Source organism: Neorhizobium descurainiae (assembly GCF_051400715.1).
Classification (GTDB): domain Bacteria; phylum Pseudomonadota; class Alphaproteobacteria; order Rhizobiales; family Rhizobiaceae; genus Neorhizobium.
In genome coordinates, this window is record NZ_JBLFFK010000031.1 from 1 (window position 1) to 25,085 (window position 25,085).

Here is a 25,085-nt window from a genome sequence, read left to right on the forward strand (position 1 = left end):
TCCTCTCAGCCTGCATCTTGAATCACATTCGACATCAAAAGGGAATCCGCGATTCAAACAAAATCATAAACGCTCTAATAAGAGGCGAATATGGATCAGCGGCTTCTTGCTTCATTTGTCGTGCTCGCCGAGGAACTGCATTTCATACGGGCAGCCGAGCGATTGCGGATAACGCAGTCCGCGCTCAGCCAGCAGATCTCCAAGCTGGAGCAGGAACTTGATGTACAACTGTTCGACCGCACGCGCCGTCGCGTATCCTTGACCGACGCCGGCCGCAGCCTGCTTGAGGAAGGCAGCATTGCCCTGAAGCAGTTAACCCTTGCGGTTGACATGGCGAAGCGGGCTGCACAGGGACATGTGGGGCGACTGACGATTGGCTTTGCCGATGCCGCGGCGCTGAACGTCCTGCCCACTCTCACTTCGGAATTCGCGCGCCTGTTTCCGGGCGTCAACATCATTCTCCATGAGATGATTTCCGCCGAACAGGTGGAGGCCCTGCGGGCGGGGCGGATTCAGATCGCCTTCCTCCGCCCCGTCTTCGACAACGAGGACTTTGAAACCTTTCTGCTGCTGCGCGAACCCTATGTGGTTGCCATTTCGGCGACCCACAGGTTGGCAACATCAGAGGTGATCAGGCTCACCGAGCTGGCTGACGAGGGGCTTATCACGACACACCGGGTCAAGGCCCGTTATGTGCATGGAAATTTCCAACCTTACCTCAAGAGGGCAGGAATTCAGTTGAAGATTGTCCAGGAAGTCAACGAGCTGCATGCCATTCTCGGCCTTGTGGCAGGTGGTCTCGGGATCGCCCTCTTCCCTCGCTCGATCATAAAGCTGCAGCTGGAAGGGGTTGTTTATAAAAATCTGCATCGCGACGATACGCCGATGGCGGAGATGCTGATCGCCAAGCGCTCCGACGACCGGACCGCGACGGTCACGCGCTTCATGGAAATGGCGAAGAGATTTTACCGGCCGGCGCGATGATACCCGGGGTCGCGTGCCGGCTCAGCGGAGGCGCTTGCCTGTACCCTTATCAAAGAACAATGCCTTGTCGGCCTGCGGTCTGACCTTCAGGATTTCCCCCGGCCGCGCCTTGATCCGGTCCTTGAAGACGCAGACCACGTCCTGGCCACCAAGCTTGCCGGCGACCTGCGTCTCCGATCCCATCGGCTCGACGACGATGACGTCCAGCGGCAGGCCGCTTTCGTCGATTTCAATATGCTCGGGACGAATGCCGTAAAGCACATTCCGGGATGTCAGCGCAGGAGTCCCCACTGATATCGGCAGCGTAACCGTTCCGGCCGAAAGCCCGCCATCCGGCGCGGTCGTCACCTCCAGGAAATTCATCGAGGGCGAGCCGATGAAACCCGCCACGAACATGTTGTCCGGATCGTCATAGAGGTCGAGCGGAGCGCCGATCTGCTCGACACGACCGTCTCGCATCACGACGATCTTGTCGGCCATCGTCATCGCCTCGATCTGGTCATGGGTGACGTAGACGGTCGTCGTGCGAAGCCGCTGATGCAGCGCCCGGATCTCGCCGCGCATCGTCACACGCAACTTGGCATCGAGGTTCGATAATGGTTCATCGAACAGGAAAACCTGCGGATCGCGAACGATGGCCCGTCCCATGGCAACACGTTGCCTTTGGCCACCAGAAAGCTGGCGGGGGAAGCGATCGAGCAAAGGCTTTAGGCTCAGGATCTCGGCAGCACGCTCTACTTTTGCAGCGATCTCGCGCTTGTCGGCCCTCTTCAGCATCAGCGAGAACGCCATGTTCTCGGCCACCGTCATATGCGGGTAAAGCGCGTAGCTCTGGAAGACCATGGCGATATCACGGTCCTTCGGAAGGACGTCGTTGACGACCCTGTCGCCGATGCGGATTTCGCCTCCCGTCACGCTTTCAAGCCCGGCGATCATCCTGAGGAGGGTCGACTTGCCACAGCCCGACGGTCCAACCAGGACGACGAATTCCCCGTCCTCGATCTCCACGGCGACTTCGTGCAGGATCTTGGCCGCGCCATAGGCCTTTGCGACATTGTTGATGTGAACTGAAGCCATTGTTGTCTCGACTTTAGCTTTTGACCGCACCGGAGGTGAGCCCGGCGACAAAGAAGCGTTGCAGGAAGGCGAAGATGATGACGGCAGGCAGCGATGCGAGAATGGCAGCCGCCATCGCACCTCCCCAGTCCTGCTGCATTTCGCCGAAGAAGGTGAGGAGCAGACCAGGACCAATGGTTCTCAGATTGTCGCTGGTAACCAGCGTCAATGAATACAGAAGGTCATTCCAGGCCCAGGTGAACGAATAGACGGCGACCGAAATCAGCGCCGGGCGGGACAACGGCAGGACGACTTTCCATAGGATCGTCAGCTCCGATGCTCCGTCGATGCGGGCCGCTTCAATGAGTTCGTTCGGAAGCCGCGAATAGAAGGAGAAGAGGATATAGATCGCCGGCGGCAGCGCAAACACGACATAAGCGATGGTGAGACCGAGCAGCGTATCAAGGAGGCCTGCCGCCTGCATCATCGGATAAAGGCTGATGAGGATCACTGCGAACGGAAACATCTGCGCCACGATCATGAAGTTCATCATGACGAAGCGGCCGGGGAAACGATATTTGGCAAAGCCGTAGGCAGCCAGCGCCGCAAGCGTGGTGGTGATGAGCGACGAGCCGCCGGCCGTAATCAGGCTGTTCGTCAGGTAGCTCGGAAGGTTTGACTGCGAGATCGCCCGCCAGAAACTGGCGAGAGTCGGCTCGGTGGGGATAAGCGATGGAAACTGCACGAAGATCTGGTTGTTCGGCTTCAGTGCCGTCGCCAGCATCCAATAGACAGGAAAGAAGAGGAAGCCGACCAAGAGGACGGTAAGAACCGCCCTGAAAGTGACGGCAACGGGATGCCGGGATGTGAGAACCAGGGGATGCATGGTCAGTCGGCATCCTTAAAGAGGGAACGGAGATAGGGCACGGCGACGACGGCGATGGTGAGGAACCAGATGATGCCCACGGCCGATGCCGTGCCGAGGTCCCAATTCTCGAAAGCGCGACGATAGACCTCGATCGAAAAGACTGTGGTCGCCCGTACAGGCCCCCCGGAGGTCATCGCATAGATGATGTCAAACATCTGCAGATTGCCCATGGCCTGCAGGACCATGATGACGCCGAGTGTCTTCTTGATATGCGGAAGGACGATGTAGCGGATGACGTGATAGTCGTTGGCGCCATCGATGCGGGCTGCCTCGACCTGCTCCTGCGGCAGGGATTGCAAGGCTGCCAGTACGAATAGCATCACGACGGGCGTGCTGAGCCAGGCCTTTGCCGTGATGACGCTCATCATCGCGCCGACATTATCCGACAGGAAGAAGATGGGCTGATCAGTCAGGCCGAAGGTCAAAAGCGCGGCGTTGATGATGCCGTACTGGCCGTTGTAGATCCAGCTCCAGAGCAGCGCCGTGACGGTGCTCGGCAGCACCCAGGGCAGAAGCGATGCGGCGCGGATCACCGAGCGTCCGCGCATCGGCTCGTTGAGCAGCAGCGCATAAGCCGTACCGAAGACCGTCGTTACCATGGTTGTCACGATCACGAAAATGGCCGTGACCTGCCAGGACAGCAGGAAGCCTGGGTCGGACAGGAGCTTCGTGAAATTGGCAAAACCGATGAAGCGGGGTTCAGCCGATGTCAAAAGATATTCGTGGAAAGCCAACCAGGCGGACCTCAGGAAAGGCCCGAAGATCAGCACGAGGAAAGCCAGCAAGGCCGGGATCGTCAAAGAGAACCCGAACCGATGCTGGGCTGCTTCCAGGGAACTTGTTCTGCGCATCAAACTGAACCCGCGCATGCGATCACTTCTTCGGACCGATGACCTTTAGCCGATCGGACATGCTCTTCAGCGCATCGGCCGGCTTCTTCTGGCCGAGCATTGCGGCAGCCACTTCTTCGCCGATGACGGTGCGAAGCTCGTTGGCGTTCGCGAAGGGCGAAAGCTCGTCGGCTCGTGCCGTGCTGGAAAGCTCTATCCACTTCGTCAGATAAGCGTCATCCTTCAACGTGTTGATCGCGGAAAGCGTCGAGGGGAAGACCCCGGTCTGCTTGTAATACTCGATCTGCACTTCCTGCTGGCTCAAGAATTTTGCGAAACGACCGGACGGTCCGTCGGGGGTGGGCTTGACGCCGCCATAGTTGAAGAAGCCCAGGAGGTGCCCCCACTGGACAGAAACCGGCGCGTCATCGGCTTTCAGCACGGGCATGGCGACCGGGAGGACGTTCTTGTCATAAGCTTCCCCCTGCCCGCTTTGAGCGCGGGCAAAGGCGCGGGCGAGCGGCGGATCCGGATAGAACGCGACCTGCTCCTGGGCAAACAGCCTGCGAATATCGAAGCGGTCGTTGCCGGGCAGGATGAGGCCTTCCTTCACGAGGTCCGCAAGCAGTGTGAGCGCCTGTCGGTTCGCGGCGGAATCCACGACAACGTTCGTGTCCTCGAAAAATTTGCCGCCGAAGGTCCAGAAATAAAGCTGTGTCTCGAGCTGGGTGAGCGACGGGTTCTTGGTGCTGAAGCCCAGCGGGCTGGACGACGGCTTTGCCTTCTTGACCTGACGCAAAGCGTCGACAAACGCGTCGATCGTCTTCGGCATCTCCTTGATGCCCGTATCTTCCAGCACCTTGGCATGGGCGACGAGGCCGGTCGAGCCGGTGACCCAGGGCAGCGCATAACGCTTACCATTCACCATGGTCATCGCAAGCGCGCTCGGGTGATAGGTGCCATCGATGAAGTCCTTGCCGAAGACCTCGTCGACGTCGAACATGCCACCCGCGGCCACGAAAGGTGACAGCCAGCGTTCCTGCAACTGGCCCACATCGGTCTGCTGGTTGGAGCGCTTGCGCAGCAGAAGCGTGGTTTCCATCTGCGCGAAGGGGACGCCGACAGTGTCGAGCTTGATCCCTTGATTGGCAGCGCGATACTTTTCGAAGGTCGCGTCGAGGAAGGGCTTGCTGCCCGCCTCCGTATGGCTCCAGCCGATGTAAACCATCGTATCGGCGGACGCCGCCGACGTAGCCGAGGGGCCTATCAGATAGCCGGCGCCTGCCGCGCCAGCCAGCGCAAGAACATTCCGTCTCGTTAATTCTGCTTTGATCATGTTAACCTCCCGATGATCAATTCGCATTTTCAAGGCCGTACCAGCCATAGACTTCCATCGGCGTGTCATGCGCTTTCAGATGGCTCGTGAGCTGGTGATAAAGATAATCGAGGATGCCCGGATTTTCCGCCGGGCTCCGCTGCAGAGGATCCTGGACTATGTTGTAAAGGCGGGTCCCCAGGTCATCGAATGACTTCAGATCGTTGCCTGGGGGACGCGGCGCCGTTTTCAGAGCATCAAAACCAAGGAGCGGCGCGCCCTTCGTGAAATCGAAGGGCGGCACGAGCCGTGCGGTCTTGAGTTCCTCGATGCTGAAGGGCACCGTCATGTGCGCCGGCGCGAGCGTGTATTCGACCAGACCTTCCCGCGAAATATCCGGCGGATAGTGGTAGAGTACCCATTCGCCATCCGTGATGCCGATCGGGCCCGAAAAGAGGCCGAACATCGCGGAATCGCGGATTTTCTCGTCGCGCGCCAAAACCGGCAACAGGCTGTGGGAGCGAACTTCGGTCGGTATGTCGAGGCCATGAATGTCGAGAAAGGTGGGCATCAGATCGGTTGTCTGCGTCAGCGCCTGACGCCTCGTCCCCGCCTGGTCCCGGTAGTCGGGATGGTGGATCATCAGCGGGATATGGGAGATTTCCTCGTAGTAAGGCATCCGTGCCTTGCCCCACCATCCGTGTTCCGACAGCAGGAATCCATGGTCGGTGGAAAGCACGAGGCAGGTGTCCTTCCACATATCATGCTCGTCCATGTAGTCGAGCAACCGGCCGAAATATTCGTCGCACATGGCAACAAGCGCCGCATAGTTGGCGCGGATCTCAGCGATCTCCTCTGCGCTCTCGACCACCCGCTCGTAATGCGGCCAGTCCAGGATCTTGCCGTTGTAGCCCTGGTCATAGGCCTGCTTGAATCTGTCCGGGGCATGGAAGGGCTCATGCGGATCAAAGCATTCCAGCATCAGGAACCAATTGTCGGCACCCCGATTCTGGTCGAGAAACTTGAAAGCGGATGAGAAACATCTCGGCCCGGGGAAATCGGCCTCATCAAGGATCTCCGTCCGGTTGATGGCGTGCTGAAGCCGCTTGTCGGGCTTGGCGGTGTTGTATTGCCGTTCATCGAACTGCGCCCGGATGCGGTCGATCGGCGGCTCAACCAGCGCGACCCAGGGATCGTATTCCTGCCCACGAATATAATCGTAGCTTGAGAATTTGGTGTGGAAGCCGTGTCCTCCATCCTCGAAGTAATGAAGATGATCGGAGATCAAATGGGTATAGATACCTGCCTTCTTCATCTGCTGCGCAAACGAATTGTCATAGGGCTCCATCGGGCCCCATGAGCGATGCATGAAATTCAATCGGCCCGTGTGAAGGTCACGGCGCGCAGGCATGCACGGCAACGACCCGACATAGTGCCTGTCGAACGTCACGGCCCGCCGCGCGAGACGGTCAAAATTGGGAGTTTTCACCGCGTCGCCGCCATAGGCGCCAAGCGCAGCACGATTGAGCGAGTCGAACAAAACGAAGATGGTTTTCATTGATCCTCCGGACTCGCAAAAAGCATATCGCAATGATAAGGAAAAATATCTGTTGGTAGTGAACTAATGAAGAAAAGTTATCGATATGAGGCTGCTTGTTTCCCGCCACCTGGAGAACTTCCTCGTCACCTACGAGACGCTCAATCTTCATGACGCGGCGGATCTGAAAGGCATCTCTCAGCCGGCGCTGAGCAAGAGCCTGAAATTGCTGGAGGAGGAAGTCGGGGCGCCGCTGTTCATCCGTACCAGTCGCGGACTGGAGCCCACCCCGGCGGGCGATACGCTGCACAAATATGCCAGGAGGCTGGATCAGGATGCCCGTTTTGCATCCATCGATTTGCAACGCTCCGTCGACAATCTTTACGGCAAGATGCGGATCGGCATCGGCCCTGTTCTTGCGACGACCACGTTTCCGAAAACCATAGCTGAGTTTCATCGCCAGTTCCCGCAGATTTCCGTTACCGTGGAAACCGGCGTCTCCAGCACGTTGATCGCAGCCCTCGATCGAGACCATCTCGACGTCGTCGTGTCTGCGCTTCCCGAAGCACCGGTACCCGACAGCATGGTCGCGATGCCCCTGTTCACGAGCGAGATGGTCGCCATCGGGCGGAAGAGCCATCCGCTTGCCGATCAGGTTTCGACCTTTGAACAGGTGTCGGCGTTCGGGCGGGTCGGATTTGTCGAGGATCGTGAATTCGAGCGCAATGCCGCCAAGGCCTTGGGACAGCGCGCGGAAAAAGTCTCACCCATCCTCCAGACGACGTCACTATCCGTCATGTTCGGCATGCTGGCCGAGACAGACTATTACGCGATCGTGAGTGATTTGATCCTGCCTCGCGCGCTCGATAGCAACCTTGTAAAGCTGAGGTGCAAGAGCCGCCTGTGGTCGATCACGATCGGTGTTGTCTGTAAGCTGCCGATCTCCGAATCTCGGGCAGTTGTCGCCCTTAAACGGGCCCTTGGTGAGAGGCGCGGCTGAAGCCATGCCGAGGTCGCCATTGGGGGGTGGCTTCTATGGGACAATGGCGAAGCAATCGCAAAGGCAGCGATCAGATTGTTTCACCCACGGCCTCCCGGCGTCTCCGGTCAAGCTCTTCGCTATACCGGCGCAATGTGTGGGCTTCGCTGAGCTGTCCGATCACGCGCCGTTCAATCAGATTGTTGACGACGGCCAGCGCATCGCTTCTCGTCTTGTCAAAAATTGTGGCGGCCTGCTTGGCATTCATCTGGGGCTGCAGGAAATCGTTCCTATTTCGAATGAACTTGTCCAGCGTAGAGTTCTCATCGCCGTGAGCCTCGTCCGCATAGACTTCTGCGACCAGCACAATGCCGACATACCGGTCGTCGTCATCGACAAGGATTGCTCGTTGTGCGGAGCCCAATGGGAATGCCTCTCGGAACTCTGCAAGCGAGAGGCCGGCCTTCGCCTTCTTCACATCCTGACGCATGAGTTTGTCAACGGTCAGGTTTCGGATCCAGCCGATATCATGGGCGCCACGGATGCTTTCGCCGCGCAGATGGAAGCGCCAGGTGGCGAACGAATAGCCGAACGTCGTGCGGACGACGACCGAAGTACTGATGGCGGCTGCCAGCACCAATGCCGTGATGGGAAAATCTCCGGTGATCTCGAGGGCGAGGAAGGTCATTGTCAGCGGTCCGCCGATCAAGGCCACAGCGAGGGAGCTCATGCCGACCACAGCGAAAACCGTCGACGTCAGCGCCCCGCTCATCACCACATCGGCAGGAACCGCAAATATCTTGCCGAGCAATGCTCCCATGAAAAGCGATGCGAAGAAAAGCCCTCCGCGGAAGCCCGACCCGATGGATATAGCGGAGGCGATCGCCTTCAACAGGAAGATGACCATAAGGGTGGCCAGACTGCTCTGGGTCTCAAGATTGAGGTGCAGAGCGCCGTGACCGGCCGAAAGCACCTGGGGCGTGATCATGGCCAGCAATCCGACGACTATGCCGCCGAGAGCCGGTCTGACGGCTGCATGGATCGAACTGCGCCGCGCGACCTGCTCGGTGAACGCCACTCCTTGCATAATGGCGATTCCGACGAGTGCGCAGAAAGTTCCAAGCAGGATGGCCGGAAGGAAGTCACTTGGCGCGATCGGACCAATATCTCCCACCTCGATCAAAAACGCGTTTCCGGAAAACGACCGAGCGACAAGAGTTGCGAGTATGGCCGCGACCACGACGGGAGCGAGAGCGATTGTGCTGTAGGTGCCGATAATAAGCTCGAACGCATAAAACGAGCCGGTCAACGGCGCATTGAACGCGGCCGCGATCGCGCCGGACGCCCCACACCCAACGAGGATGCGCAGGTCTTCTCTTCTGAAGTTCAGTTTTGAGCCGAATTTTGAGGCGATTCCTGCAGAAAGCTGCGTGTATCCGGCCTCCAACCCAACAGACGCGCCGAATCCGTTGGAGATCAGATTCTGGATTGCGACGATGATGCTATCCGTTAGGGATATGCGTCCGCCATAAAGCGCATTGGCTTCGATGGGATCCACGATCGGACGGTTGCGTCTCTTTCGCAGCAACAGGAAGACAATTCCCATGAGGATGCCGCCCCCGATCGGTGCGGTCAACAGAACAAGTCGGTGGTTGATCGCCGATGAACTCAACCATTGATCGTGCTGGATATCAAAGATCGCGCTGTGCAGTGCCTTCGAAATCCAGCTCATAGCGCTTACCGCACAACCCGCTGCTATTCCGACCAGAGCAGCACAGGCGATGACGCCGATTTCGCTGCCTCTTGCAAGCGTCTTCTTCTGGAAGAGCCTCCATCGGGCCTGCGCCGCCCGATATAGCGATGACAAAGCTGTGGGGGACATGGGTGCTTCTATTGGGTATGTCGCAGTTCGAAGGAGCCGAAGGATAAGCCAGACCGGTGAGGTCTACTCGGGCTCAAGTCAGTTATGGAGGGTTCATATTTCGCACGACGTGTTGTGCATAATATCTTTGGCACAGCCGGCGATTTCCAAAAGTTATCGCCCGATGATCTGACTTCCCAGGAGACGTTTCTCATCAGATGTCACAATTCCCCATGTTAAGGCTGGAGCGTCCGCCAGCATATGATTGTCAATCCCCCCGCTCAGTTGGCGACGCGGATCTGCAGCTTGACGTCGGAAGGACGCCCCTCGGCTGCCCGCTCAAACGCTTCGATGGATTTGTGAAACGGATAGGTTTCCGTGATGAGAGGTTTCAGGTCGATCCTACCTGACGACATCATCTGGATGGCGCGGGGATACTGATGGGCGTAGCGGAAGACTGTCTCGAAGCGGATTTCCCTGGTCGATGCCAGCGACCAGTCGACCGGTGTCGGCTCGACCGGAAGACCCACCACGACGATGCAGCCGGCAGGGCGCGGCAGGGCGAGAATGTGCTTCCAGACAGCGGCGGCTCCGCTAGCCTCGAAGACGATATCCGCACCCCACTCGCCGGTCACTTCGCTGACGACCGCTGCCAGGTTTTCGCGCTTGGCATTGACGGTCCGGATACCCGGGTATTGTGCTGCCGTTGCCAAATTTTCGTCGACGATGTCAGCGATAATGATCTGAGCGCAACCACCGCCAAGCGCGGCAAGCGCGATCATGATACCGATCGGGCCGGCACCGATCACGACGCCAATGTCTCCCGGTGCTATTCGTGCCTTCTGCGCCGCCTGCAGCCCGACTGCAAACGGTTCTATCATGGCCCCTTCGGCGAAGCTGACATGGTCAGGAAGCTTGAAGGTGAATTTTGCCGGATGCACCACTTCGCTGGTCAAGACTCCGTGGATCGGCGGGGTTGCCCAGAAGTTCACGGCGGGATCGACATTATAGAGGCCAAGCTGGGAAGCGCGAGAATTAGGATCGGGAATACCTGGCTCCATGCAAACGCGATCGCCAATCTTCAGGCCATTGACGCCTTCGCCGACTTCGACGACTGTTCCGGACGCTTCGTGGCCGAGCACCATTGGCTTGTTGACGACGAAGGGACCAATCCGGCCATGCGTGTAATAGTGCACGTCAGAGCCACAAACGCCCACGGTATGGATGGCGATCTTCACCATGCCAGGGCCGACGTCCAGCGGCAGGTCGATGTCGCGCAGGGCAAGCTCGCCCTTCTTTTCAAGCACTAGCGAACGCATCTTGGTCATCTTCGATCTCCTCAGGCAACAGCTTCGACGCGGCGCCCGTTGCGGAAAACATGAAACTTCTCACGACTGGCGGACGCGTACACTTCCTGTCCCTGCAGGGTGGCGACCTGGCGTCCGATCCGCACGATGAATTCTCCCGCACCTTCGAGTTCGACATGGGCGATGGTATCGCTTCCCAGCTGCTCGATGAGCCGGATGCGCCCCTTCCAGTCGCCACCGTCGCGCGACAGTGTGACGTCTTCCGGGCGCACGCCTGCGAGATCCCCGCCGAAGCGCTCTGCAGCCCCGCCGGTGACGAGATTCATTTTCGGCGAACCTATGAAACCTGCGACGAACGGTGTCGCTGGACGGTCGTATAGGTCGAGCGGCGCGCCAACCTGCTCGATGTTGCCCTTGTTCAGGACGACGATCTGATCCGCCATCGTCATTGCTTCGATCTGGTCATGGGTGACGTAGATCATCGTCGCACCGAGTTTGCTGTGCAGATCCATCAGTTCCACTCGCATCTGATTACGCAGTGCTGCATCTAGGTTCGACAGCGGCTCGTCGAAAAGAAATACTTTGGGATCGCGCACGATCGCACGGCCGATGGCGACGCGCTGCCTTTGCCCACCGGACAACTGTCCAGGCTTGCGGTCCAGATATTGATCGAGCTGGAGGATGCCAGCTGCACGCTTTACCCGCGTATCGATTTCTTCCTTCGGCATTTTCGCCAGTTTCAGCGAAAAGCTGACATTGTCGTGAACAGACATATGCGGATAGAGCGCGTAGGACTGGAACACCATGGCAATGCCGCGATCAGAGGGATGGACGTTGGTCACATCCTTGCCTCCGATCGAGATCGAACCGCTCGTAGGATTTTCAAGACCAGCGATCATGCGCAGCAAGGTCGATTTTCCACATCCGGAAGGGCCAACGAGAACCGTGAACGAGCCATGCGGAATGTTAAGCGACAGGTCGGGAATGACCTGCACCGATCCGAATGTCTTGTTGATATTGGAAATGCTGACTTCGGCCATTGTTCCTCCTCCGAGGGGCAGCATCTGGCTGGCGCCCTTGGTCCCGTTGATTTCAGAAATCGGCGATGCGCCGCGGACCCGCGCCGCTCACGACCATCATAGCTGCGAAATGCTTTTGCATGAGATCCAACTTGAGTGCCTGGTACCCCGGATCGGTCCAGTGGTCGTTACATTCCTGCGGATCGTTCTCAAGGTCGAACAGTTCCCCCTCCCCTGCGTCATGATAGACATTGAGCTTGTAACGACCATCGAAATACATTGAGCCACGCGAACCGCGGCCTCCCGGAAAGCCGAGTGCATCGAAGAATTCCGACAGGACATATGGCTTGTGGCTGTCCAGATCCGATTTGCCGGTCAGAAGCGGCAACAGGGACTTGCCTTGGTTTTGACACGGCGCCGGAAGCCCCGCCGCCTCAAGCAATGTCGACGGCAGGTCGACCAATTCGACCAGAGCCTGCGACTTTGCGCCCTCCTCGAACCGCCCCGGATGCGAGATGATCAGCGGGACATGGACAAGCCCTTCATAGAAGCGGCATCCCTTATAAAGCAGGCCGTGGTCACCCAGCATCTCACCGTGATCGCTCATGAAGATCACCAGCGTGTCCTGCCGCTGGCCGGTTTCGTCGAGTGTCGCCATCAGTTCACCCACCATGTCGTCGATGAGAGCGATCATCGCGAAATACGCGGCGCGAATACGTTTGGCATCATAGGATGCGGGTGGCGTGTCGTGGCTTTGCCCTTCCGACTTGGCTGCGGCTGCAGGGTGATAGGGTATCGTCGGATCGACCGCGACCTTGGCCTGCTGGTCGACGCCGACAAAGCGCTTCTGATGTTCGATATCGCTCTTTGCAAAGATTGGATCGGGAATGCTGTCCGGATCCACCCGGTCCATGTATTCCTTCGGCGGGTCGAAGGGCGGATGCGGGTCGAAGAGGTTGATGGACAGCATCCACGGCTTGTCCTTTGACCGCCTCATGAAATCCTGCGCCCGTTCCTTCGCCCAGGTCGTCTGATGCACGCTGGTGTCGACGCCGTCATAGATCGCACCATGTGCATGCGCATAGGCCTTCAGCGGATCGACGCCCTTTTCGACCATCCAGTTGTGATAGTCATGTCCTTCCGGCCAGTCAGGATTGGGGTGCTGGCTCCAGTAGAACTCGTTGTAACCGTCATCCGGGCGCATCTCGATCCTGTTCTGGGCTGCCGACAGATGCAGCTTGCCGATCAGGCCGGTGTGATATCCCGCTTCCTTGAAGATTGCAGGCACCAGCTTGAGATGCGGAGGAAAATGGCTGTTGCCGTTGCGCTGCACTTGATGGGCGATCGGATACATGCCGGTCAGGAACGACGAGCGGCTCGGGGTGCAGATCGGGCTTTGCGTGTAGGCGTTCTTGAAGATCACCCCCTTTTGCGCCAGCGCGTCGATATTGGGGGTTTTCGCTCCTGAGAAGCCGAGACAGGACAGGGTATCCCAGCGTTGCTGATCGGTGCAGATCCAGAGTATGTTCGGCTTTCTCATGACAAACCTCATCCATGCCCGGAACGATGCGCGCCGGGAAAAAACAGACTGATCAGGTTATTTCGCTAGCCCTTGACGCCGCCCGCGGTCGTCTGGACCAGATATTTGCGGATAAAAATCGAGAAGACGAGAACTGGCAGCAGGATCAGCACGCCTGCAGCGGCCACCTTGCCCCACTCGGTTCCCTCGTAGGCCATGTAGTTCAGGATCGAGACAGCAGCGGTCTTCGCATCGAACCGTGTGAGCGTCAGCGCGAAGAGGAACTCGTTCCACGAGAAGATGAAGACGAGGATGGCGGTCGAGGCGATGCCAGGTGCCGCCATCGGCACCGCGATCTTAGTGAGCGTCTGGAGCCGGGTGGCCCCATCAACCACCGCGGCCTCCTCAATCTCCGTCGGAATAGTGTCGAAGAAGGAGATCATGATCCAGATCGCCAGCGGCACGGTGAACACCGTATTGATGATCACCAGGCCCAGCTTGGTGTCCATCAGCCCCGTCTCGCGAAAGGCAACATAGTAGGGAATGACGTAGATCATGCCCGGAGCGGCGCGCACTAGGAGAACCCAGGAGAGCAGGCCCGGCTTCAGCCTTGAGCGCAGCCGCGACAGCCCGTAAGCGGTCGGGATCGCCAGGAGCATGCTTAGCGCGACTGTCGATGCGGAGACGACCACCGAGTTAAAGAAGGACTGCATGAACTTGGCGTCACCCAGCACGTCCGCATAATTCTGCAGGATTGGGTGGCCGATCAGCACCGGCGGCTTCTGGAAGGTCGTCAGCTGGTCCTTGAAGGAGGTCGAAACCATCCAGATGACCGGTGCCAACAGAAAGATGATGAATAGATAGGCGATCGTGTAGCAGACTGCCTTTTCCCAACCACGGGTATTCATGACTTTGCCCTCCCCTCGGTCCGGGCGATGTTCACGAGGAACGGTGCGCACAAAGCCATCATGACCATGAAGAAGAAGAAGATAATCGTCGCCGCATAATCGATCTTCAGATATTCGAAGCCGGTGACATAGGCGTAGTAGTTGACGGGTTCCGTTGCGCCGGCAGGACCGCCGCCGGTGAGAATGAAGATGATCGGGAAGATCGCCAGCGCTTCCAGCACGCGGAAGACGATAACCGTCTTGATCACCGGCCGGATAGCCGGCAGCGAGATGTACCAGTGGCTCTGCAGCCAGCCCGCGCCATCGATTGTCGCCGCTTCATATTGCTCCTTGTCGATCGTCTCTAGGGCCGACAACAGCAGCAGGGCTACGAACGGCGTTCCGACCCAGGTCGAAGCCACGATCACGACCATCAGCGCGGAGGTCGGCATATTCAGTAGATCCAATTCGAGATTGCTGCCTAGAACGCCACCCAAATAGCTGAGACCACCGGCGCCCGGAACCAGAAAGAGTTTCCATACTAGACCACTGACGGCCGGCGGAATGACGGAGGGCAACAGGAAAGCAAGCCGCATCCATTTTGTGCCCGGCAGTTTCTCCTTCATCACGATTGCCAGCGCCAGACCGATCAGCAACTGGGCCAGAACAGGAAAGATGATCAGTTCCATCATCACGACCAGGGAATTTATGAACCGTTCGTCGGACAGCAGCGACCAGTAATTCTCTGCGCCTTGGAAACTCGGCGGCATCATCGAGGTCGGATCGACATAATAGAGGCTGACGATGAATGTGTAGATGATCGGCAAGATCGTTATGCCAGCCAGCAGCACAAAACAAGGCAGAATGAGCGCCCATAGATCGCCGTTACGTTTTATAAGCATATATGCTCCTCCTGGGAAGGAGCTAACGGGAAGCTCGGCGGGGATCAAATACCAATTATCGATATGTTATTTAAAAAGCTGATAACGCTGTGGTTCACCATTCTTGCGAGCTCACGGAATAGTCCGGAAAGCGTTCTGAGCATCTGCGCCGGCAAAGCGAATGAAACTGCTTAGTGACGGGCTTTACGAGGTCCGAGCGAAGAAACAGAGCTCCAGAGATCATCGCCGTCGAAGCCGGATCGGGGCACAGGCCAACGACGGAGTGCTTTGAGAACAGATCCGCAAACAGAAACGAGGTGGACATAAGAAGATCGGTGTTGCGGATCAGCTCCACCGTGCTGGTCATCCTGTTGGTTGCTACCGCGTAAGTTCGCTTGGTGACTTTCCACCGGTTCGGGTCGTGATCATATTCGAAGATGTGTCTGATCCATCCTTCGGCATCGAGATCATCCGCAGAGATGTCCGCTTTTTCCCTCAGCGGGTGGCGTTCGCGGCAATAGACCTGGTATTGCGCGGCAATCATCGGCTGGAATTCTTGGGTGGCCCCGTAATCGTAAGACGGCGAAACGATGCCGTAGGCGACGTCATATTCACCGCTCTTGATCCCGTTCACCCGTGTATCATGATTGACCACATCAAGAGTAACGATCACGTTCGGCCGACTCCGGCGAAATTCCGCGACGATCTCGGGAAGGATGGTATAACCCCAGGTATCCCCCGCACATATCTTTAAAGACAGGTTTCCACCGACGGCGTCATAGAGGATCCGCTCTTCGGCATCCCGGATTGTGCGAAGTGCCCGGCTGGCATGTTGATAGAGCGTCCTTCCTGCAGCCGTCAGTTCCACCCCACCCGAGGTGCGTTTGAACAGGCGTGTCTTGAAACGTTGCTCCAAAAGCGCGATGGAGCGTGACAACGCGGGCTGGGAAAGGTGTAGCGCTTCCGCCGCACGCGACACGTTGCCGGCTTCCGCTACCGCAAGAAATCGCTGGAACTCATCCATCTCCCACCTTTATTCGTTTTTTGCATGGCTTATCAGAAATGGCGATTAGAACAAGGGGCGACCGCCATGCAATGGTGTCCGGGAGGAGATGAGGACGGACCTTAAAAAACTGCGAGAGCAAACTCGAAATCGTCCGCGCCAATGGAGGAGACAATCATGACCAGAAAACTTTCTATCGCGATGACCGTCGTGCTGGCGGCGGGCTTGACGAGCAGCGTTTCAGCGCTTGCTCAGGGCAAGTCCTACAGCGGCACCACCATCCGCGTCCTGACGACCAATCAGCCTTGGGATGTTGAACTGCAGAGGCGCGCCAAGGCATTCGAAGACAAGACCGGCGCCAAGGTCGAGTTCGACATGTACGCGCTGACCCAAACCGCCCAGAAGGTCGCCGTTGAGCTAGCTTCCAAATCTCCGGCCTATGATGTCGTCTGGGTGGAATCGAGCGACATTGCCCGTTTTGCGCCGGGCAAATTCATCGAGCCCTTGACCGCCCAGGTGAAGGACGATGCCAACTACAATCTCGCTGACCTCATTCCCTCCACGGTCAAGGGATTTAGTTACAAGGATGACATTTATGGCCTGCCGCATTTCGCGGCGACACAAATTCTCTACTACCGCGGCGATCTTCTGAAGGAGGCCGGCATTTCCGGTCCACCGAGAACTTTCGACGAGTTTGTGGAAGACTGCAAGAAGCTCCAGAAGCCGGGGCTGGTTTGCACGGCGATGCGCGGCAAGCCGAGCACCAGCGAGAACGTGTGGTATTGGACGCAGATGTTCCTCAGCGACGGGGCCAAATGGGTCAAGAACTACCCCGACGACATGACGCCGACCGTGAATTCGCCGCAGGCCATCAAGGCCCTTGAGTTCTATGTTGACCTGATGAAGAACTATTCAATTCCCGGCTCTGTATCTGCAAGTTACGACGAAGTCGTCGTCGCTATGCAACAGGGCCAGATCGCCATGGCGATCGAAGGCGCGCCGCTGGCCGGCCGCATCCTTGACCCGTCGCTTTCCAAAGTCGCCGGCAAGCTCGGCTTCGCCGTGCCGCCAGGAGGTCCGGCCGGCACGTTTGCACCGTTCACGGCGCAAGGGATGAGCATCAACGCCGCTTCGAAGAACAAGGAAGCCGCGACCGAATTCCTGAAATGGGCGACCACCCGCGAAACCATGCTCGACATCGCGGCCAACAGCTCCTTCGTCGCGGTCACACGCAGCTCTGTCTGGGATGACCCGGCCTTCAAGCAGAAGCATGGCTACGATTTCGGCTTCGGTTCGTTCACGGAAGCCTATGCGAATACACTTCGCACAGCCGACGAAAACTATCGCCTGCCGATACCCGAGTTCCGTCCCATGGGCGACCGTGTCGCGCTCGCCCTGCAGGAAGTGGCCACCGGCAAACGTTCTGCCAAGGAAGCACTCGATGCCGCTCAAGGAGACATCGAGAAGATGTTCAGGCGGGCAAATTACATCAAGTAAGCCGGCTTCGTAGCTCCCAGAAGATGGATGGTACTCCCGCGATCTGGCGGGAGAGCCGGCGGAGATTGTCTGCATGACCAGACCGAACATCCTTTGGATTTGTACCGACCAACAGCGCTGGGACACGATTTCCGCGCTGGGCTTCAAAGGTCTGAAGACACCCAATATCGACAGGCTTGCCGAAAATGGTGTCGCCTTTACCCGCGCCTATACGCAAAGCCCGATCTGCACCCCGAGCCGCGCCACGTTCCTGACAGGAATGTATCCAAGCGCCCACCAGGTGCAGATGAACGGCAATGAATATTTCCCGGATCATCTCAAGCTTGTGCCCAAGGTCTTTGAACAAAACGGCTATCACACGGGACTGATCGGAAAGCTCCACCTTTCAGCCTCGCAAAACCGCTTCGAAAAGCGCGCAGACGACGGCTATGGGGAATTCTACTGGAGCCACTATCCCTACCCCGACGAGGCGCCTGCCGACCAGTTGCACCATCACGACTATCATGAGTGGCTGAGACAAAAGGGCGTCGATCCGCAAGAGGCCTTCGCCTATGCCCACGAAGCACTGTCCGATGGCGTACCGACCGAACATCACCAGACGACCTGGGCCGGTCTGCGCGCAAGCGATTTCATCGAGCGGCACAAAGACAAACCTTGGTTTCTGTCGATCAACCTGTTCGATCCGCATCCGCCTTTCGATCCTCCGGCCGAATACATGGCAAGGATCGACCTCCATCAGGTGCCGCCGCCGATCTTCGCACCAAGCGATCTTGAACATCAGAAGCGTTTTACCGGCGTCGATCAGCAGACGGCTCAACCGGCAGATCCGCGTATAAAGCCCCTCGACGATCAGAATTCCGGCTCGGTTCCGGTCGGTCGCACGTCGCACGATACGCCACCGGCGATTTATGACGCATGCAAGATCAAGGCCGCCTATTTTGCGATGATCGAGTTGATCGACGATATGGTCGGCGATCTCGTGGAAAAACTGCGGCAGTCGGGACAACACGACAACACACTGATCATCTTCATGAGCGACCACGGTGAGATGCTCGGCGATCACGGCCTGCTCTACAAGGGCTGCCGTTTCTATGAAGGGCTGGTCCATGTGCCCCTCATCATATCATGCCCGACGAAATTGAAGACGGGCGTGGTCTCGGACGCGCTGGTGGAATTGGTCGATCTTCCCGGCACTCTCCTCGACATCTGCGATCTGCCGCCGCTGGAACAGGATCAAGGAAAGTCGCTGAAGCCGTTGCTGCGAGGCGAAATCGCTCCCGAGATTCACAAGTCACATGTCGTCTGCGAATTCTTCGACGCAATCTCCTTCCCCGGGCACCGTGGCTCGCGTGGCTCTATGTATTTCGATGGTCGCTACAAGCTCAACCTCTACCATGATGCGGGAGAAGGCGAGTTGTTCGACCTTAAACTCGATCCCGAAGAGCTCAACGACCTTTGGACGGACCAGGCCTACGCTACGCTTCGCAACGATCTCGTTCTCAAGCACACGGCGGCGATGATGATGATCTCCGGAAAGGGGCCGAAACGAATTGCGGATTTCTAGAGCCGGCGGAACTGGCAAGATACCAGGCGCGTCCGGTTAAATCCAGCAAGCTCCCTACCTCCTGCTCGATCGACTGGAGTTCAACAGATGGACGTTGAAGAGAGACTTCGGTTAACATTCAGCCCGCTTGATCACTTCAGCGAATAACCAACATCGTGTGCCGCTCGTGATAGGACGAACCGTTGTTCTCTGTCTGGCGAGGTGCTCAAATACCCGAAGGAACGCATGAGTCGCATCGGCAAAGCATTCGTCACTCAATTAAAGCAGTCAAATACCGACCTTGTCTGGATTATCACTGGCTCGCGCCACGGCGTTTACGGGAACCATCCATGGATTGCGCCCCTGGAACAGCTCTCCGCGAGATACAGGCGACGCAGGCGCTCAGAGGCGGGGTGGAGGGGGCCGCCGAGTGGATCGCAGCGCCGCAATGTTATTGTGATGCTGCAGACAACAGCTTTTTCGCAAATACCTGGGATCGGGATCAGGTGGTCTAGCGGCTCCCGGACGCAGAATTGATTGCCAGCGGCGAAAGATGTCCGATCGCTGGCCTACTTTATCCCGGCCCGATCCTCACACTACAGCCTCATCCGGAATTCGGGCCTGCCTATCTCGCAGGCCTGTTAGCCGAGCGCGGTGGAATCCTGCCGGAAAGGCAGCGGGAGTATGTGGAAAAAAATGCACTACGCGCTCCCCCCGATGAAGAGTATCTCGTGCGATTGATGAAGTCTGTGATCGCAGGGAAGCCTAGCAGGGAATTCACCTAGTTCCGTCGCTGACAGATCGTCTCGGCGGAACAGATTGCGCGGGAAACCTCCGGTTAAACCAATCGCTCTACCGTAAGCCAGATCGGTTCCTTGCTTCGATACGATGACTCCCATACCGCTGCCCCCACAGCAACCAGCTTGGGCACATCCTCAGCGAGAACTGATCCAATCACCGGCGCAAGGATATCTTCCGTCGTGCGTCCATATTGAACGATGAATTTCTGCCCCGTGCGAGCGTTGAAGCGCAATCGTCCGGGAGGTGCAAGACGGATTTCCTCCTTGAAAGGCGTCTGCGCTGTGGAAACCAAAGGCGTGTAAGCCATCAGGGATTCTCCGGCGACCATGGCGTGGGTCTGGAGGCAGGTGAAGGGCATTATTGACAGCAGTTCTTCGCAAAGTTCGGTATTGCCCGATGTCGCGAGGAAGGCGCGCACCTCTATACCGACCGGCTCCCACCGCAGACGCAACAGGGTGTCGGTCGGCTGCAGGTTGTCAACGACAGGCGGAAGGTCGGCCTCCTTACCATCCGCATACCGCATCGAGTCGCCGATATTCCACGGAAACCAGTGGTAAGCCCATCCATAGAGAAGATTCGTGTAGCGAAGAAACTTTGTCAGGGCTTGATCGAACTGTTCCACATCGAGCGCCGGGGCCACCTTGAGAAAACCGTGCCCGAGGACCTTCAACTCTCCGAAGCCACTGTAGCCGAGATAATTCAAGACTGTGGGAAACATTTCGGCAGCCATCGCACGCGACGCCCCGACGTCCTTGCGCTGCCGATGCAGGACGAGCATGGGATAGACGATATACATCGTGAAGTCGCGCAGCATTCCATGCGCAATGTCCAGCGTCGTGAAATAACTTCCCTTGCCGCCCGGACGAGTCTCCAATTGGCCAGTGCGTAGTTTCTGGTGCTCCTGCGGTTCTTCGCGCGCAACCCTTGCGGTGGCGGCATCCATATCGTCGAGGAAGGTCTCAAAGCTCATCACGGGGTTTCCTTCCAAAGATTCCTTTGGTTCATGAGATACGATGTTTCGGATGCGGCGACCGCGCCGCATTCCGTTTGGCAAAGGCGCCAAGGCGGATTGCTTGACCAGCCGCTCATTCCGCCGCAACGCCGTATGAACGGCCTTCGAGGAAGTCATTTGCCGCTTCAATGGCACGCGAAACGTCATTTTCCGTCACGCGCTCGCCCTTCACCGTCAGCGTCTCTCTTACGAACTCGATCGTCCGCTGGCGCATGGGCCGAGGCATCGCGAGAATTTGCTGTGCGAGGAAGGATCGAACCTCAGGAGTCCATATTCCGTTATAGGCATCACGCTCGGGACCGTAGGCAAATTTGCCGACGGTCATTTTCGCTGCGAGTTCCGCTCTCAACTCCGCGGTGCGATCTTTGTCGATCGAGTTGCCGTCGATCACGACCCCATAGCTCTCCCGAGCAACAGTTCGGGAAAGAAGATCCATGCGAACATCATTGAGGACCAGTTCCGGATCACGATCCAAGGGGTTGCCGAAACCTCCTCCAGCTGGCGAAACGATCCTGACGACATCTCCGCGGGCCATTTGAAGGACCCGGATCTTGCCAATCGACTTCTCGTCGGCGCGGCCGGGATTGGTGATCACCTCGCCCAACTTGCCCGGAAATCCTCCTTTGAAGCCCCAGGGACGGAACTTGAACCGGTTCATCCCGCGCACCGTCATGGTCGCTTCCAGGCCGGTGTTCTCGATTTCCATGACCAGCGCAGCACCGCCCCGCCAGCGGCCGGGCGACTGTGTGTCGGCGACGAGATGGCAGCGGCGCATATGCATGACCGTCTCCACCTCCAGCACCTCCGTCGGAATGCTCTTCAGGGCACCGGAGCGGCCATCGACCCCATCGATGCCATCCTTGCCGATGCGGCCGCCGCCGCCGCCGATGATCGGATTGAGCACGCTGACCCTCTGGCGGCCGGTCTGGGGATCGCGCGCATTCGCGACGATGATGCCCACCATGCCGGCGCCCGCCGCCATGACGCCGTCCGGCAGGGCCTGGTTGAGGCAGCCGAGGATCACGTCGAAGACGCGGGTTCCCGCCGCGACGCGGGACCCCATCGCCGCCGGATATTCGGCATTGATCACGGTGCCGCGCGGCGCCTTCGTACGGATCGGCCGCAGCAGCCCGGCATTTTTCGGAACGCCTGGCTCGACGCTCATAATGTAATAGGTGAGCGCCTGGGTGACGTAAGGATGCGTGCGTTCGCCGATGATGAAGTTGTAGGCGGCGGCCACCTGCGGATCGGTACCGGTGAAGTCGAGATCGATCTCCCCGCCCTTCACCGTCATGGTGGCGGTGATGTGGGCGTGCTGGTTCTCCTCGATCCCTTCGAGATAATCGGAAAAGGAATAGGTTCCGTCCGGAATGCCGGCGATGACCTGCCGCGCCTTCAGCTCGGCGAAGGCGATGACTTCGTTCATGCCTTCCTTCACGGCGGGTACGCCATACCGGTCGCAAAGCTGGTTGAGGCGCTTGTCCATGCTCTTCATCGCCGAGAGCATCGCCTGGAAGTCACCCCACATCTCGTCCGGGATACGGCTGTTGTCGAGAAAGATGTTCTTCGCATCCGGGTTGAGGCGGCCCCGATCGAAGAGCTTGATCGGCCGCACGCGCAGACCTTCCTGGAAGGATTCGGTGAATGTCGGGGAGATGCTGCCGGGCACGGCGCCGCCAATGTCCGACGCATGCACGAAAGACCATCCGAAGGCGATCAGTTCGCCGTCCCGGAAGACCGGATAGATCAGCGTCACGTCCATCATGTGGGTGACGAGCCCGTCGGTGAAGAACGGATCGTTGGTGATATAGCAGTCGCCCGGCGCGAAATTCTCGCGGCCGATGCGGTTGAGCGTCTCCTGCAGCGGCAGTCCGATGAACACCGTCACGCCGGACTGGCTGGGATAGGCGAAGATATCGCCTTCCGGGGTTGCGAGCGCGCACTGATAGTCCTGCACGAGCTTGACGAACGTGGTGTGCGCGGTCCGGTGGAGAACGGTCGACGCTTCCTCGACGATGGCCGTGAAGCGGTTGTTCATGATCGCGGTGCGGACGGGGTCCATGGGTTTACTCCCGGATGAGAATGAGATCGCCGAAACCGTTCACCGATGCGGTGAACTTCGGGGGAATGAGAATGGTGGTGTCGATCTGCTCGATGATGGCCGGTCCGGCGATCGCGGCTTCTGCGGTCAGGACGGAACGATCGTAGACGGCCGCCTCAAGCGACTGACCGCCGATCTGGATCGGCCGGCTGCCCTTCGCGACGACCGCCTGGCGGGCCCCGCCGCCCTGTTCGATGCCGGGTGCTGCGAGCGATCCGGAGATGCGGACGCGGATCTGCAGGAGTTCGACCTCCGCCTCGCGGTCGGAATGGGTGTAGAGCCGCTGGTGCTCGTCGTGGAAAGCGTCCACCAGTCCCTTCAGCGAACCGCCCGAAAGGTCGTCCGCGCCGACCTTCACCTGAAGCTGGAAGGACTGGCCGCGGTAGCGCATTTCCGTGTAACGGTCGATATCGACGGAAACGAGCTGATGCGCCTCGATCTGCTGGAGAAGCCACCGGCGTGCCTCGACTTCGAGTTCACCGAAGCGGGCGGCAAGCGTATTGGCGTCGATATCCAGCCCTTGGACCGTCATCGCCAGGTCGTGGATGAGCTTGGCGACAAGCCCGCCCGAGGCACAGAAGACCGATGGCGTCGGCGGGATCAGAACGCGGCGGATGCCCATTTCCGCTGCGAGAAGCGGTCCGTGCAGCGAGCCGGCGCCGCCATAGACGACGAGCGTCACGTCCTCGGGATCGGCCCCGTGCCGCGCAAGGTAGGGAAGAACGCGCGCTACCATGTTCGACGTGGCGACGGTGAGCGCGGCTTCCGCGCACCGGACGCCGTCCTGTCCCATCGCCGCCGAGAGACCGGAAAAAGCACCTTCGGCCGCCGCGACGTCGAGCTTCATCTTGCCGCCGAGGAAATAGTCAGGGTCGAGATAGCCGCAAAGGAGATAGGCATCCGAGACCGTCGGCTCGGTTCCGCCATGGCCGAAGCAGGCGGGACCGGGCCTTGCCCCGGCCGAGCGCGGCCCGACCCTTAGAACACGGCCGTCGAGCGAGACGATCGAGCCGCCGCCCGCCCCGATGGCCTCGATTTCGGTCACCGGCATGCTGAGTGGGAAATCCCCCACCTCGGCGCTGCTTGAAATCGTCGCCTGGCTGTCGCGGATCAGGGAGACATCGGTGCTGGTGCCGCCCATGTCGAAGGTCAGGTACTGGCCGCCATCCAGCCTCTCCGACACCGACAGTGCCGCCGAAACCCCCGAGGCCGGGCCTGAAAGTAGGGTCTGGACCGGGAACTGGCGCGCCTCGCCCGCGGCCATCGCGCCGCCGTTGGAGCGGGTGATGAACAGTCTCGCCTTCGGCAATCTTTTGGAAAGATAGTGCTCGATATCGGCGATGTAGGTTTGCATCTTCGGCTTCACGAAGGCGTTCAGAACGGCGACGATGGCGCGTTCGTATTCCCCGATCTGCGGCCAGATCTCGCTGGAGATCGACACCTCGAAACCCCCGCCCAGCTCTTCGCGCACCGCTTCGCGCGCCGCCAGCTCATGCGAGGGGTTGCGGTAGCTGTGGTAGAAGGCGATGGCGATCCCAGTGGCGCCGCCGTCGCGCGCCTTGCGCGCAACGGCCCTGACTTCCGCGAGATCGAGCGGCCTGCGGGCGGTCCCATCCGACATCAGCCTTTCCTCAATCTCGAAGACGAGATTGCGGGGGACCAGCGGCACGGTGCGCTGGTTGAAGAAATCGGTCGGCTGCTTCAGGCGCAGGCGCTGCAGATTGAGGATATCGCGAAAGCCTGCCGTCGTCAGGAGGGCGATCGGCGGCGCCGACCTTTCGATCACGGTGTTGGTGCTGACGGTAGTGCCATGCACCACGGTAATCTCCTCGTCGTCGTGGAAGCCGATCGACTCCAGCATCTGGTCGACGCCGTTGCGGAAGCCGTCGGCATAGTTGGGAGGGGTCGAAGGCACCTTCAGGGACATGGTGCGACTGTTACCGTCGTTGGATCTCCAGGCGATCACATCCGTGAAGGTGCCGCCGATATCGATTCCAATCCGAAGCATTGGATGTGTCCTTTCCT

At 58.7% G+C, this 25,085-nt stretch carries 19 protein-coding genes; 4 read left to right on the forward strand and 15 right to left on the reverse strand.

Annotated features, from left to right (window positions below):
• Window positions 1-90: 90 nt before the first annotated feature.
• Window positions 91-984, forward strand: coding sequence for a LysR family transcriptional regulator (locus tag ACMGE0_RS30615; protein ID WP_436819658.1), 894 nt, complete (start codon window positions 91-93; stop codon window positions 982-984).
• Window positions 985-1,005: 21 nt separating this feature from the next.
• Here ACMGE0_RS30615 and ACMGE0_RS30620 read toward each other — a convergent pair whose 3' ends face one another.
• From ACMGE0_RS30620 to ACMGE0_RS30640, 5 genes are read right to left on the reverse strand one after another with little or no spacing between them, the layout of a single operon-like run.
• On the reverse strand, window positions 1,006-2,061 hold the full coding sequence (locus tag ACMGE0_RS30620) for an ABC transporter ATP-binding protein (RefSeq protein WP_436819659.1): 1,056 nt from the start codon (window positions 2,059-2,061) through the stop codon (window positions 1,006-1,008).
• 13 nt (window positions 2,062-2,074) lie between these two features.
• Window positions 2,075-2,926 carry a carbohydrate ABC transporter permease gene (locus ACMGE0_RS30625; protein ID WP_436819660.1) on the reverse strand — a complete coding sequence of 284 codons (852 nt, stop codon included), beginning with the start codon at window positions 2,924-2,926 and terminating at the stop codon, window positions 2,075-2,077.
• A 2-nt stretch (window positions 2,927-2,928) separates the two neighbouring features.
• On the reverse strand, window positions 2,929-3,819 hold the full coding sequence (locus tag ACMGE0_RS30630; RefSeq protein ID WP_436819661.1) for a carbohydrate ABC transporter permease: 891 nt from the start codon (window positions 3,817-3,819) through the stop codon (window positions 2,929-2,931).
• Window positions 3,820-3,841: 22 nt separating this feature from the next.
• Window positions 3,842-5,134, reverse strand: a complete 1,293-nt coding sequence (locus ACMGE0_RS30635) for an ABC transporter substrate-binding protein (protein ID WP_436819662.1) — start codon at window positions 5,132-5,134, stop codon at window positions 3,842-3,844.
• 16 nt (window positions 5,135-5,150) lie between these two features.
• Window positions 5,151-6,671: a sulfatase gene (locus ACMGE0_RS30640; protein ID WP_436819663.1), complete on the reverse strand. Its 1,521-nt coding sequence runs from the start codon at window positions 6,669-6,671 to the stop codon at window positions 5,151-5,153.
• Window positions 6,672-6,756: 85 nt separating this feature from the next.
• Between ACMGE0_RS30640 and ACMGE0_RS30645 the strand changes: the two genes are divergently transcribed.
• Window positions 6,757-7,650, forward strand: a complete 894-nt coding sequence (locus ACMGE0_RS30645) for a LysR family transcriptional regulator (RefSeq protein WP_436819664.1) — start codon at window positions 6,757-6,759, stop codon at window positions 7,648-7,650.
• Between the two features lie 70 nt (window positions 7,651-7,720).
• On the opposite strand, the gene ACMGE0_RS30650 is transcribed toward ACMGE0_RS30645, so the two are convergent.
• The 7 genes from ACMGE0_RS30650 to ACMGE0_RS30680 all read right to left on the reverse strand — a co-directional run bounded on the left by ACMGE0_RS30650 (window position 7,721) and on the right by ACMGE0_RS30680 (window position 16,127).
• Entirely contained in the window at window positions 7,721-9,511 is a 1,791-nt protein-coding gene (locus ACMGE0_RS30650) for a chloride channel protein (protein WP_436819665.1), read from the reverse strand.
• Between the two features lie 260 nt (window positions 9,512-9,771).
• Complete coding sequence (locus tag ACMGE0_RS30655) at window positions 9,772-10,818, reverse strand: NAD(P)-dependent alcohol dehydrogenase (RefSeq protein ID WP_436819666.1); 1,047 nt, start codon at window positions 10,816-10,818, stop codon at window positions 9,772-9,774.
• Window positions 10,819-10,829: 11 nt separating this feature from the next.
• On the reverse strand, window positions 10,830-11,837 hold the full coding sequence (locus ACMGE0_RS30660; RefSeq protein ID WP_436819667.1) for an ABC transporter ATP-binding protein: 1,008 nt from the start codon (window positions 11,835-11,837) through the stop codon (window positions 10,830-10,832).
• Window positions 11,838-11,889: 52 nt separating this feature from the next.
• Complete coding sequence (locus ACMGE0_RS30665) at window positions 11,890-13,356, reverse strand: sulfatase family protein (protein ID WP_436819668.1); 1,467 nt, start codon at window positions 13,354-13,356, stop codon at window positions 11,890-11,892.
• A gap of 65 nt (window positions 13,357-13,421) precedes the next feature.
• Window positions 13,422-14,243, reverse strand: a complete 822-nt coding sequence (locus ACMGE0_RS30670) for a carbohydrate ABC transporter permease (protein ID WP_436819669.1) — start codon at window positions 14,241-14,243, stop codon at window positions 13,422-13,424.
• Window positions 14,240-15,172, reverse strand: a complete 933-nt coding sequence (locus ACMGE0_RS30675; protein ID WP_436819670.1) for a carbohydrate ABC transporter permease — start codon at window positions 15,170-15,172, stop codon at window positions 14,240-14,242. Before ACMGE0_RS30675 ends, ACMGE0_RS30670 begins: the two co-directional genes overlap by 4 nt.
• Before the next feature lie 46 nt (window positions 15,173-15,218).
• Entirely contained in the window at window positions 15,219-16,127 is a 909-nt protein-coding gene (locus ACMGE0_RS30680) for a LysR family transcriptional regulator (RefSeq protein ID WP_436819671.1), read from the reverse strand.
• Between the two features lie 156 nt (window positions 16,128-16,283).
• Between ACMGE0_RS30680 and ACMGE0_RS30685 the strand changes: the two genes are divergently transcribed.
• Both ACMGE0_RS30685 and ACMGE0_RS30690 read left to right on the forward strand, forming a co-directional pair.
• Window positions 16,284-17,603, forward strand: a complete 1,320-nt coding sequence (locus ACMGE0_RS30685; RefSeq protein ID WP_436819672.1) for an ABC transporter substrate-binding protein — start codon at window positions 16,284-16,286, stop codon at window positions 17,601-17,603.
• 73 nt (window positions 17,604-17,676) lie between these two features.
• Window positions 17,677-19,167: a sulfatase family protein gene (locus ACMGE0_RS30690; protein WP_436819673.1), complete on the forward strand. Its 1,491-nt coding sequence runs from the start codon at window positions 17,677-17,679 to the stop codon at window positions 19,165-19,167.
• Between the two features lie 817 nt (window positions 19,168-19,984).
• Here the strand turns inward: ACMGE0_RS30690 and ACMGE0_RS30695 are convergent.
• The 3 genes from ACMGE0_RS30695 to ACMGE0_RS30705 form a co-directional block, all read right to left on the reverse strand.
• Window positions 19,985-20,917, reverse strand: a complete 933-nt coding sequence (locus ACMGE0_RS30695; RefSeq protein WP_436819674.1) for a cucumopine synthase-related protein — start codon at window positions 20,915-20,917, stop codon at window positions 19,985-19,987.
• 115 nt (window positions 20,918-21,032) lie between these two features.
• A complete protein-coding gene (locus tag ACMGE0_RS30700) occupies window positions 21,033-23,021 on the reverse strand; it encodes a hydantoinase B/oxoprolinase family protein (protein WP_436819675.1) in 1,989 nt (662 codons plus the stop codon).
• A gap of 4 nt (window positions 23,022-23,025) precedes the next feature.
• On the reverse strand, window positions 23,026-25,068 hold the full coding sequence (locus tag ACMGE0_RS30705) for a hydantoinase/oxoprolinase family protein (protein WP_436819676.1): 2,043 nt from the start codon (window positions 25,066-25,068) through the stop codon (window positions 23,026-23,028).
• Window positions 25,069-25,085: the final 17 nt, after the last annotated feature.

Excerpts from the sequence above, each read along its gene's own strand:
- ACMGE0_RS30615 (WP_436819658.1), top strand. The coding sequence starts at position 91 with ATGGATCAGCGGCTTCTTGCTTCATTTGTCGTGCTCGCCGAGGAACTG.
- ACMGE0_RS30620 (WP_436819659.1), bottom strand. The coding sequence starts at position 2,061 with ATGGCTTCAGTTCACATCAACAATGTCGCAAAGGCCTATGGCGCGGCC.
- ACMGE0_RS30625 (WP_436819660.1), bottom strand. The coding sequence starts at position 2,926 with ATGCATCCCCTGGTTCTCACATCCCGGCATCCCGTTGCCGTCACTTTC.
- ACMGE0_RS30630 (WP_436819661.1), bottom strand. The coding sequence starts at position 3,819 with ATGCGCAGAACAAGTTCCCTGGAAGCAGCCCAGCATCGGTTCGGGTTC.
- ACMGE0_RS30635 (WP_436819662.1), bottom strand. The coding sequence starts at position 5,134 with ATGATCAAAGCAGAATTAACGAGACGGAATGTTCTTGCGCTGGCTGGC.
- ACMGE0_RS30640 (WP_436819663.1), bottom strand. The coding sequence starts at position 6,671 with ATGAAAACCATCTTCGTTTTGTTCGACTCGCTCAATCGTGCTGCGCTT.
- ACMGE0_RS30645 (WP_436819664.1), top strand. The coding sequence starts at position 6,757 with ATGAGGCTGCTTGTTTCCCGCCACCTGGAGAACTTCCTCGTCACCTAC.
- ACMGE0_RS30650 (WP_436819665.1), bottom strand. The coding sequence starts at position 9,511 with ATGTCCCCCACAGCTTTGTCATCGCTATATCGGGCGGCGCAGGCCCGA.
- ACMGE0_RS30655 (WP_436819666.1), bottom strand. The coding sequence starts at position 10,818 with ATGACCAAGATGCGTTCGCTAGTGCTTGAAAAGAAGGGCGAGCTTGCC.
- ACMGE0_RS30660 (WP_436819667.1), bottom strand. The coding sequence starts at position 11,837 with ATGGCCGAAGTCAGCATTTCCAATATCAACAAGACATTCGGATCGGTG.
- ACMGE0_RS30665 (WP_436819668.1), bottom strand. The coding sequence starts at position 13,356 with ATGAGAAAGCCGAACATACTCTGGATCTGCACCGATCAGCAACGCTGG.
- ACMGE0_RS30670 (WP_436819669.1), bottom strand. The coding sequence starts at position 14,243 with ATGAATACCCGTGGTTGGGAAAAGGCAGTCTGCTACACGATCGCCTAT.
- ACMGE0_RS30680 (WP_436819671.1), bottom strand. The coding sequence starts at position 16,127 with ATGGATGAGTTCCAGCGATTTCTTGCGGTAGCGGAAGCCGGCAACGTG.
- ACMGE0_RS30685 (WP_436819672.1), top strand. The coding sequence starts at position 16,284 with ATGACCAGAAAACTTTCTATCGCGATGACCGTCGTGCTGGCGGCGGGC.
- ACMGE0_RS30690 (WP_436819673.1), top strand. The coding sequence starts at position 17,677 with ATGACCAGACCGAACATCCTTTGGATTTGTACCGACCAACAGCGCTGG.
- ACMGE0_RS30695 (WP_436819674.1), bottom strand. The coding sequence starts at position 20,917 with ATGAGCTTTGAGACCTTCCTCGACGATATGGATGCCGCCACCGCAAGG.
- ACMGE0_RS30700 (WP_436819675.1), bottom strand. The coding sequence starts at position 23,021 with ATGGACCCCGTCCGCACCGCGATCATGAACAACCGCTTCACGGCCATC.
- ACMGE0_RS30705 (WP_436819676.1), bottom strand. The coding sequence starts at position 25,068 with ATGCTTCGGATTGGAATCGATATCGGCGGCACCTTCACGGATGTGATC.